Origin of the sequence: Caulobacter sp., from assembly GCF_035254145.1 — a bacterium.
In the GTDB taxonomy this organism is placed as follows: Bacteria; Pseudomonadota; Alphaproteobacteria; order Caulobacterales; family Caulobacteraceae; genus Caulobacter.
This window is the reverse complement of record NZ_DATFAV010000032.1, coordinates 1-9,813: the sequence shown is the minus strand read 5'-3', so window position 1 is coordinate 9,813 and position 9,813 is coordinate 1. Positions and strand designations below refer to the sequence as shown.

The 9,813-nt window shown below is 68.4% G+C and carries 8 protein-coding genes; 3 read left to right on the top strand and 5 right to left on the bottom strand.

Going from position 1 to position 9,813, the window contains the following annotated elements; translation table 11 throughout:
- Positions 1–243: 243 nt before the first annotated feature.
- Positions 244–912 (bottom strand): hypothetical protein, encoded by a 669-nt coding sequence (locus VJ655_RS01620; RefSeq protein WP_324097622.1) that lies wholly within the window; start codon positions 910–912, stop codon positions 244–246.
- A 240-nt stretch (positions 913–1,152) separates the two neighbouring features.
- Between VJ655_RS01620 and uvrA the strand changes: the two genes are divergently transcribed.
- The gene (gene uvrA, locus VJ655_RS01615) at positions 1,153–4,059 is read left to right on the top strand and encodes an excinuclease ABC subunit UvrA (RefSeq protein WP_324097621.1); all 2,907 of its coding nucleotides are present in this window, start codon (positions 1,153–1,155) and stop codon (positions 4,057–4,059) included.
- A 180-nt stretch (positions 4,060–4,239) separates the two neighbouring features.
- Here the strand turns inward: uvrA and VJ655_RS01610 are convergent, their stop codons facing one another.
- Positions 4,240–5,148, bottom strand: a complete 909-nt coding sequence (locus tag VJ655_RS01610; RefSeq protein ID WP_324097620.1) for a hypothetical protein — start codon at positions 5,146–5,148, stop codon at positions 4,240–4,242.
- A gap of 141 nt (positions 5,149–5,289) precedes the next feature.
- Between VJ655_RS01610 and VJ655_RS01605 the strand changes: the two genes are divergently transcribed.
- Positions 5,290–5,904: a glutathione S-transferase gene (locus VJ655_RS01605; protein ID WP_324097619.1), complete on the top strand. Its 615-nt coding sequence runs from the start codon at positions 5,290–5,292 to the stop codon at positions 5,902–5,904.
- Positions 5,905–5,907: 3 nt separating this feature from the next.
- Here the strand turns inward: VJ655_RS01605 and VJ655_RS01600 are convergent, their stop codons facing one another.
- Genes VJ655_RS01600 through VJ655_RS01590 form a run of 3 tightly spaced genes read right to left on the bottom strand, consistent with a single transcriptional unit; the run spans position 5,908 to position 8,553 of the window.
- Positions 5,908–6,792 (bottom strand): hypothetical protein, encoded by an 885-nt coding sequence (locus VJ655_RS01600; protein ID WP_324097618.1) that lies wholly within the window; start codon positions 6,790–6,792, stop codon positions 5,908–5,910.
- A 3-nt stretch (positions 6,793–6,795) separates the two neighbouring features.
- Positions 6,796–7,554, bottom strand: coding sequence for a hypothetical protein (locus tag VJ655_RS01595; RefSeq protein WP_324097617.1), 759 nt, complete (start codon positions 7,552–7,554; stop codon positions 6,796–6,798).
- A gap of 60 nt (positions 7,555–7,614) precedes the next feature.
- A complete protein-coding gene (locus VJ655_RS01590) occupies positions 7,615–8,553 on the bottom strand; it encodes a hypothetical protein (protein ID WP_324097616.1) in 939 nt (312 codons plus the stop codon).
- Between the two features lie 97 nt (positions 8,554–8,650).
- Here VJ655_RS01590 and trmFO point away from each other — a divergent pair.
- Positions 8,651–9,813 (top strand): methylenetetrahydrofolate--tRNA-(uracil(54)-C(5))-methyltransferase (FADH(2)-oxidizing) TrmFO (gene trmFO, locus VJ655_RS01585; protein ID WP_324097615.1); only part of this gene is annotated, 1,163 nt, incomplete at its 3' end.

Here is a 9,813-nt window from a genome sequence, read left to right as displayed (position 1 = left end):
ATCCCGCCGATGAACACCAGCCCGTCGATCATCACCGAGCGCGGCTTGGCGCCGCGAAGCGCGTCGAACGCCTCCTGCTTGGCGCCCTGTTTTGCACTTTCGGCCTTCTTGGCCATGATCGGCTCCTGCCAAAGTCGGGTCCTCGCCCGATAGCGCGGTTTTGACACGGACAGGCTGAAGGACCGGCTTTCAAACAGGGTTGAGGAAAGGCGAACGCCCCCGGACCGGGGACGGCGACAGGCGTTAGAAACAGCCGCCGTCGCGCAGGCTGGGCGGGGGCGCGCCAATGGAGTCGAGATTGCGCTCGCTGAAGCCGGGCGTGCGTCCCCGGCGATAGTCGCGGCACCGCTGCTGGCGGCGCGCGTCCTTGTCGAAGCGGGATGGCGCGTTCGCCTGGGGGATCTCCCATCGGCGCTCATCGATGGGGCCGATGAAGTCCGGCGATGGCCTCCGGTCCTTTCGGTCGTTCCAGCCGCCGTAGCAGCGCTCCTTCTCGTCGGGCGTCATGTGCTCGCTGCTGAGACCGCTGCAGGCCCGCTTGAACCGCCCGATCCCCAGGGCGGCGTTCCCTTCCAGCAGGCGCCAACGATCCACGGCCCTTTCATCGACACGCCACGCGGGCTCGCTGGTCGGCAGGGCGAACTCGGCCGGCGCCTGTGGGCTCGACTCCGCCGAAGCCGCGCCCACAGGCCCACCTCGCACGGCTGGCGCGCCACCTACTCTGGCCGCGCCAGACCGAGCAGGCGGCGCCCTTTCCCGCTCGGGTCGTTCCACGTCCAGGAAGGTGACGGGAGCCTCTTCGGGCCGGGGCGGTGGTTCCTCGACGAGGATCAGAGCGCCCAGGATCAGGCCGTTGATCAACACCCCGCCCGAGGCGGCGAGCCAACGCCTGGACCAAGCCCTCCGCGCCATCCGCCGCCACCTCCGGTTAAGCTTCGACGAAGGACGCGCCGAGATGGCGCCGTTTTCACGACTCTCGAATGGCGAGCGGCGCCTTATTGGCGTGGCTCTGCTGACATCTGCTGGCAGCAGGCGTGGCCGCTCGCACGCGCGGCATTTGTTCGCATCTTGTTCTTGTGTTAATTCGCGCTTCGAGCCCTACATATAGCCGCTGCGCTGCGACCAATGTCGCGGCCCAACGTTCCGGAAAACATGGCCGAGCAACTGAACTTCATCCGCGTTCGCGGCGCCCGTGAGCACAATCTGAAGAACGTCAGCGTCGATATCCCTCGCGGCGAGCTGGTCGTTCTGACTGGCCTGTCGGGGTCGGGCAAGTCGTCGCTCGCCTTCGACACGATCTACGCCGAGGGCCAGCGCCGCTATGTGGAGAGCCTGTCGGCCTACGCCCGTCAGTTCCTGGAGCTGATGAGCAAGCCCGACGTCGACCTGATCGAGGGCCTGTCGCCAGCGATCTCGATCGAGCAGAAGACGACGTCCAGGAACCCGCGCTCGACCGTCGGCACGGTGACCGAGATTCACGACTACATGCGCCTGCTCTGGGCGCGGGTCGGGGTTCCCTACTCGCCCGCCACCGGCCTGCCGATCGAGAGCCAGACCATCAGCCAGATGGTCGACAAGATCACCGCCCTGCCCGAAGGCACGCGTCTCTACCTGCTGGCCCCCGTCGTTCGCGACCGCAAGGGCGAGTACAGGAAGGAGATCGCCGAGTGGCAGAAGGCCGGCTTCCAGCGGCTGAAGATCGACGGCGAATATTATCCGATCGAGGACGCCCCGGCCCTCGACAAGAAGTTCAAGCACGACATCGACGTGGTGGTGGACCGCGTGGTGACCAAGCCCGACATGGAGCAGCGCCTGGCCGACTCCATCGAACAGGCCCTGCGCCTGGCCGATGGCCTGGCGGTCGCCGAGTTCGCCAATATCGAGGAAGGCGAGAAGGAGCCGAAGCGCATCCTGTTCTCGGAACGCTTCGCCTGCCCGGTCAGCGGCTTCACCATCGCCGAGATCGAGCCGCGCCTGTTCTCGTTCAACAATCCGGCGGGCGCCTGTCCGGTCTGCGACGGCCTGGGCGCGAAGCTCGCCTTCGACGCCGACCTCGTCATCCCCGACAAGGACAAGAGCCTGCATAAGGGCGCGGTCGCGCCCTGGGCCAAGGGTCCCTCGCCGCTCTATACCCAGACCCTGCAGGCCCTGGCGCGCCACTACGGCTTCTCGATGGACGAGCCCTGGCACAAGCTGTCTCTGGACGCCCGCGACGTGGTGCTGAACGGCTCGCGCGGGACCAAGATCAAGTTCGTCTACGACGACAACGCCCGCAAATACGAGGTCGAGAAGCCGTTCGAGGGCGTGCTGCCGAACCTTGAGCGTCGCTGGCGCGAGACGGACTCGAGCTGGGTGCGCGAAGAACTGGGCCGCTACCAGTCCGACACCCCCTGCGAGACCTGCCACGGCAAGCGCCTGAAGCCCGAAGCCCTGGCGGTGAAGATCGACGCCATGGACATCGCCGAGGTGTCGATGCTGGCCATCCGTCCGGCTCGCGACTGGTTCGCGGCCCTGGAAGGCAAGCTGACCGACAAGCAGATGGAGATCGCCCGGCGGATCCTGAAGGAGATCAACGACCGCCTGCGGTTCCTGGTCGACGTCGGCCTGGACTACCTGAACCTGTCGCGCGGATCGGGCACCCTGTCGGGCGGCGAGAGCCAGCGCATCCGCCTGGCCAGCCAGATCGGCTCAGGCCTGACCGGCGTGCTCTATGTGCTGGACGAGCCGTCGATCGGCCTGCACCAGCGCGACAACACGCGCCTGCTCACCTCGCTGCAGGGCCTGCGGGACCTGGGCAATTCGGTGCTGGTCGTCGAGCACGACGAGGAGGCGATCCTCACCGCGGACTACGTGATCGACATGGGCCCGGCGGCGGGCGTCCACGGCGGCGAGATCGTCGCCGAGGGCAAGCCCGAAGAGATCATGGCCAACCCCAGGAGCCTCACCGGCGCCTACCTGACCGGCGCGCGCGAGATCGAGGTCCCCGAGCAACGTCGGCCGATCAGCAAGAAGAAGGTGCTGAAGGTCGTCGGGGCGACCGGCAACAACCTCAAGAACGTCACGGCCGAGATCCCCGTCGGGACCTTCACCTGCATCACCGGCGTGTCGGGCGGCGGCAAGTCGACCTTCACGATCGAGACCCTGTACAAGGCCGCCGCGCGCCGTCTGAACAACGCCAGCGACGCCCCCGCCCCGCACGAGCGGATCGAGGGCCTGGAGCAGTTCGACAAGGTCATCGACATCGACCAGTCGCCGATCGGCCGCACCCCGCGCTCGAACCCGGCGACCTATACCGGCGCCTTCGGCCCGATCCGCGACTGGTTCGCGGGCCTGCCGGAAAGCAAGGCGCGCGGCTATGGCCCGGGGCGCTTCAGCTTCAACGTCAAGGGCGGCCGCTGCGAGGCGTGCCAGGGCGACGGCGTCATCAAGATCGAGATGCACTTCCTGCCGGACGTCTACGTCACCTGCGATATCTGCAAGGGCAAGCGCTACAACCGCGAGACCCTGGACGTGCTGTTCAAGGGCAAGACCATCGCCGACGTCCTGGACATGACCGTCGAGGAGGCCGCCGACTTCTTCAAGGCCGTGCCGCCGATCCGCGACAAGATGGAGACGCTCAAGCGCGTGGGCCTCAGCTACATCAAGGTCGGCCAGCAGGCGACGACTCTGTCGGGCGGCGAGGCGCAGCGCGTGAAGCTGTCGAAGGAGCTGTCGCGCCGGGCCACCGGCCGCACGCTGTACATCCTGGACGAGCCGACCACCGGTCTGCACTTCGAGGACACCAAGAAGCTGCTCGAGGTGCTGCATGAGCTGGCCGACCAGGGCAACACCGTGGTGGTCATCGAGCATAACCTGGATGTCGTGAAGACCGCCGACTGGCTGATCGACTTCGGCCCCGAGGGCGGCGACGGCGGCGGCCAGATCGTCGCCACCGGCTCGCCCCAGGATGTCGCCAAGGTCGAGGCCAGCTGGACCGGCCGCTACCTCAAGGAGCTGCTGGATCGCCACGAGGAACGCCGCAAGGCGCGGGTGGCGCAGCTGAAGAAGGCGCGAGCGTAGAGGCCGCGGCCAAACACCGCCTCCCTAGGCCTTGTGCCTAGGGCCCAGGGTTCGGCGACCATGGAGTCGGCCGTTGGGCGTCCACGCTGGCGGCGACGCACTGGCCTCGCCCAACCATGGCTCGACCATGGGTCCTCGCCACAAGGGCGAGGAAGGCGTGGGTTTTGTCTGCCGTCGCTCCTACCAGCCGCCGGTGGTCGGCGTGTCGGGCGCCCCGCCCTTCAGCTCGCGATAGATGGTGGGGGCCGGGCCGAAGACGATCAGGGTGGTCAGGATCGAGATCACGCCCGAGAACAGCGCCTGGACGATCCCCGCCGGCGTGAAATAGGCCTTCAGCGAACTGGTGTCGGCCCGCAGCATCTTGCCCGTCGCCGACAGGTCGCCCGAGGCGATCAGGCCGATCGCCGAGACGATGGTCCAGATCAGCAGCACGACGATCACGCTCATCACCGCCGCCAGCAGATAGGCGCCGAGCAGCGACCAGAAGAGGCCCTTGGTCTCGGGCAGCGACTTGAACAGCGTGACCTTGCCGGTCTCGAACGTCACCGCCGGAGCGAACGACAGGCGGATGGCCAGATAGATCATGGCGCAGAACGAGCCGACGAGGCCGAGCAGGGCCAGAAACGCGCCGGTCGCCCCGCCCATCGCGCCCAGGAAGCCCGAGACCGCGGAGCCCACGAACAGCGTCGCCATCAGGACGAGACTGGTCAGGAGCCAGACCGCCGCTTGGCGCAGCTCCTCCTTGCCAAGGCGCAGATAGGCCAGGCGGCTGTCGTGGTGGCGCAGCACCAGCCGATTGAGCGCCGCGAAGATCACGCCGTTCACGATCAGGCTGTAGGACAGCAACCACGGCATCAGCGGCGCCAGGTCCGCGGCGCGCCTGGCGACCTCTTCCGGGTCCGGATTGGCGTTGTCTGAAATGTAACCCAGCAGCAACTCCAGCTTGGGGCCGAAGAACTGGATGGCCAGCACGTTGGAGATGATCGACAGCACCGTCATGACCGCCGCCCAGACGGCGATGGTCTTCAAGTTCTCCCGCACCAGTCGAAAACCGGAGAAGGCGGCGTCGGAAGCCGAGAACTTGGACATGTCGAACTCTTCAAATGACGGAACGGCTGCAAGCTAAACGGGTTCGCTCGGCTTCGACAGGGCCGAAGGCGGCTTTTTCGTACGCGCTTGCCGCCAGGCCGAACCGCCCTCTAACATCCGTTTGAATAGAGGGAGGACATCATGAAGCTCTACGGCGAAGCCATGCCCGCGCCCAACCCGCGCCGGGTGCGGATCTTCCTGGCCGAGAAGGGCCTTGAAGTGCCCGAGATCCGCATCGGCATGCGGGAGGGCGGTCACAAGTCGCCCGAGCATCTGGCGCGCAACAGCCTGGGCCAGGTGCCGGTGCTGGAGCTCGACGACGGAACCGCGATCAGCGAGACCATCGCCATCTGCCGCTATTTCGAGGTGCTGCATCCGACCCCGCCGATGTTCGGCGTCACGGCGCTGGAGCAGGCCCAGGTCGAGATGTGGACGCGGCGGATCGAGTTCCGCCTGATGGTCCCGATCGGCCTGTTCTGGCGTCATGCCCATCCGCTGACGGCGCGTCTGCTGAAGCAGAACGTCGCGTTCGGGGAGTCGAACCGCGAGGTGGTCGAGAAGGCCCAAGCCTGGTTGAACCGCGAACTGGCGGACGGCCGCCCCTACCTGACCGGCGAGACCTTCACGATCGCGGATATCGCTGGCCAGACGGCCCTGGACTTCGCCGACTTCACCGGTCTTGCGACACCCGGCGACGCCGAGCACGTCCTGGCCTGGCGCGCACGGATGGCGGCCAGGCCCTCCGCGGGGGCCTAGAGCCTATTCGTGCAGCCCGGCGTCGATCTCGTCCTGGTTCAGGTGGGCGAAGGCCTTGGCCGGCGCCGAGGCCAGGATGACCGTCTGCAGGGTCAGGAAGACCGGAGCCAGCAACAGGTTGGCGACCAGGGTCAGGATCAGCCGCGGATGGCTGGCGACGACGCTGCTCTCTGCTGGCTGCATCTCGCCGCTGATCAGGTTGCCCAGGATCAGCGACGCCGTCGATCCGATGATCGAGACCACCGCGCTCAGGGCGATGGTCATGGCGAACATGGCCAGCAGCCGGAAGAACTGGCCGTGGGTCTGGATCCAGGCCGCGCGGACGTCGATGTGATGGTGCGAGAAGGCGTGGGGGCCCAGCAGGGAGAGGCGCACGGCGACCCACAGCGAAAGGGCGATCACGGCCAGCGCGCCCAGCGTGGCGAACCAGCCCGCCGCCGCGCCCGACAGCAGGGCCGCGCCCAGCACGACCGCGCCGGAAGGGATCACGGTGACGCCCAGGGCCGCGGCCCAGGTGATCAGCGACACGATCAGCAGCTGAACCTCTTCACGACCCAGGCGCAGATAGGCGAACCGGTCGTTCCGGGGCTCGATCACCGAGCGGATGATCGCCGCCTGCAGCACCGAGCCGAGCACCAGGGCCAGGGCGATCAGCAGCACCATGGCGCCGCCCAGGTGGGTGATCAGGTCGAGCAGTTCGCGGGGATCGGCGGAGCCGACCCGCCCGGCCAGGGCCGCGCGGCCCTCCTCGCCCAGCACGATCTTGGCGATCAGGCCCAGGATCGGCAGCATGACCAGCGAAAAGGCCGCCCAGGCCAGCACGGACAGCGGCTTGCGCCGCATGGTGCGAAGCCCTTCGAGGGCGGCGTCGGTGGGACGAACAGACATCGATCAGTCCTGCAAGACCGCGGCTTGGCGGTAGATATGGGCGATGGCGCCGGCCCAGACCGGCGCCAGGACAAAATAGGCGATCGCCGCCGCGACCGCAGCGGCGCCCGGCCCTCGGGGGGACGCCGCCCCCAGGACGAGACCAACGAGAACCGCCGGCGCGGCCAGGACCAGGCTGACGGCCAGAAGGACGGGAACCCGACCCTTGGTCAGCGGAAAGGCGCTTAGCACGCGAACGCCGCCCTGCGCCACGGTGGCCGGCGCGGTCAGGGACAGCCGCAGGGACAGCCAGACCAGGATCGCCAGGCCCGCGAGCGGCGCCAGGCCAACGACGAAGCCGGCCGGCCCGGCGTGGGCCACCGCATCCTTCCAGGCCTGCGCCGACCCGATGTCCAGGCCCGGCGCGCTGGCGCGAGCGACGCCCAGGACCACCGCGCCGATCACCACGAGCAGGATCGAGCCGATCAGAACGACAAGGCCGAGCGCGAGGAGATGCGCGCCCAGCAGGCGCCATTCATCCGATCCCCACCGCAACCCCTTAAAGCCCGGCGAGCGGGCGAAAACCCGGCGAAACAGCGCGCCCTGCGCGATCACGCCGGCGGCCAGCGCCGCCAGCGGGCCCACGCCCGCAGGCAGCCATCCAGCGACCATGGCCAGGACCGCCGCTACGGCCAAGGCCGCCCAGCAGGCGTCGAGGGCGGGCCGCCACTCGGCGAGGCCCGCGCGCAGCGCGCCGCCGACGCTGGCCGATCCGTCCGTCATCAAATCAAGTTCCTTCCCGCGCCGAACATGACGCCGCCGCCAGAGCCTTCCTAACGCGCTCTAGACGTCCCTGGTCAAGGCGCGATGCGCGACGGCCCAAGGCGCGAACACGACCGCCTGGATGACCGCGCTGAACACCGCGCCCAGGGCGCCCACGCCGAGCAGCCACGGCCAGAGGTCATGCAGCAGCGCCAGGGGCGGTCGCGCCAGGAAGGCTTCCAGCGCCCCAGGACCTTGAATGGCCGCCAGCGAGCCGCCGGCCGCCACGACGGCGCCGACTGCGGCGGCTCCGACGAGAACCTCCATCAGCAGCACGAACACGACGACCAGCACCGCCACGCCCAGCAGCCGCCAGCCCTGGCCGCGGGTCAGGGTCCAGGATTCGAACAGGCGAAACTGGGCGTCGACAAAGGTCATGGGCGCGGCCATCGAGAGACGCAGCGCCACCCAGATCAGCACGCCGCCGGCGACCGCGGACGACGCGCAGGCGGTGACCATCGTCGCCATCCGCCCCTGCTCGCCACCGCTCACCGCGACCACCGCCGTCAGCACCACGATCAGCAGGGCGACGATGAAGATCACGATCATCAGCAACACCTGCTCGACCAGGATCAGCAGGGTCAGCCACAGCTCGCGCGAGCCGATCCGCAGGAAGGCCCAGGCGGACTGATCCGGCGTCAGCACGGCGCGGAACACCGCCGCGCACAGCACCGCGCGCACGAACGACGACCACAGCCAATAGAGCAGGTGCAGCGCGGTCATGCCCGACTGCGCCCGCATCATCTGATCCATCATCGCCGGATCCGGCGCGCCGCCCTGGTGGGTCATGGCCCACTGCATCAGGCGCGCGAACTCGGGGCCCATCGCCGCGAACGCCAATATGGCCGGCCCGATCAAGGCGACCACCATGGCCAGCGCCCAACCCAGGACCGCCAGGGGGTGGCGCACGACGACGCCAAAGCCGGCGGTGGCCGCCTCGCCAACGGAAAATCTCGCCATGTCCCCTCCCTGCCCGCAAGGCGCGCGAACGACGCGCCGCTCGCCCGAGCCTACACGCAGGTTTCGCCGAGCGACAGCCGGGGGTATAGGGCGCCCCATGACCACGAATGCGACCTATCAGCCCGTCCACATCGTCGGCGGGGGCCTGGCCGGCTCCGAGGCCGCCTGGCAGATCGCCCAGAGCGGCGTGCCAGTGATCCTGCACGAGATGCGCAAGGACGACGCCACCGGCAAAGTCATTACCGACGCCCACCAGACCGACGGCCTGGCCGAGATGGTCTGCTCCAACTCGTTCCGCTCGGACGACTGGCAGTTCAACGCCGTGGGCCTGCTGCACGCCGAGATGCGCAAGCTGGACAGCCTGATCATGGCCTGCGCCGACCAGCACCAGGTGCCGGCCGGCGGCGCCCTGGCCGTCGACCGCGACGGCTTCTCGGCCGAGGTCACCCGCCGCCTGGAGGCCCATCCGCTGGTCACGATCGTCCGCGAGGAGATCGCCGGCCTGCCTCCGGCCGAATGGGACAACGTCATCGTCGCCACTGGCCCCCTCACTTCGCCCGCCCTGGCCCAGGCGATCCTGGAGCTGACCGGCGAGGGCCAGCTGTCGTTCTTCGACGCCATCGCGCCGATCATCCACTTCGACTCCATCGACATGGACAAGGCTTGGCGCCAGTCGCGCTACGACAAGGAAGGCCCCGGCGGCGACGCGGCCGCCTACATCAACTGCCCGATGAACAAGGAGCAGTACGAGGCCTTCATCGACGCCCTGCTGGCCGGCCCCAAGTCCGAGTTCAAGGAGTGGGAGAACGTCCCCTATTTCGACGGCTGCCTGCCCATCGAGGTCATGGCCGAGCGCGGCCGCGAGACCCTGCGCCACGGGCCGATGAAGCCCGTTGGCCTGACCAACCCGCGCGATCCCCTGGTCAAGGCCTACGCCATCGTCCAGCTGCGCCAGGACAACGCCCTGGGCACGCTGTGGAACATGGTCGGCTTCCAGACCAAGCTGAAGCATGGGGTCCAGGCCGAGACCTTCCGGATGATCCCGGGTCTGGAGAACGCCCAGTTCGCCCGCCTGGGGGGTCTGCACCGCAACACCTTCATCAATTCGCCCAAGCTGCTGGACAAGTCGCTGCGGATGAAGGCCCAGCCGCGGCTGCGCTTCGCCGGCCAGGTCACGGGCGTGGAGGGCTATGTCGAGAGCGCGGCCATGGGCCTGCTGACCGGTCGTTTCGCCGCCGCCGACCGCAAGGGCGCGCCGAT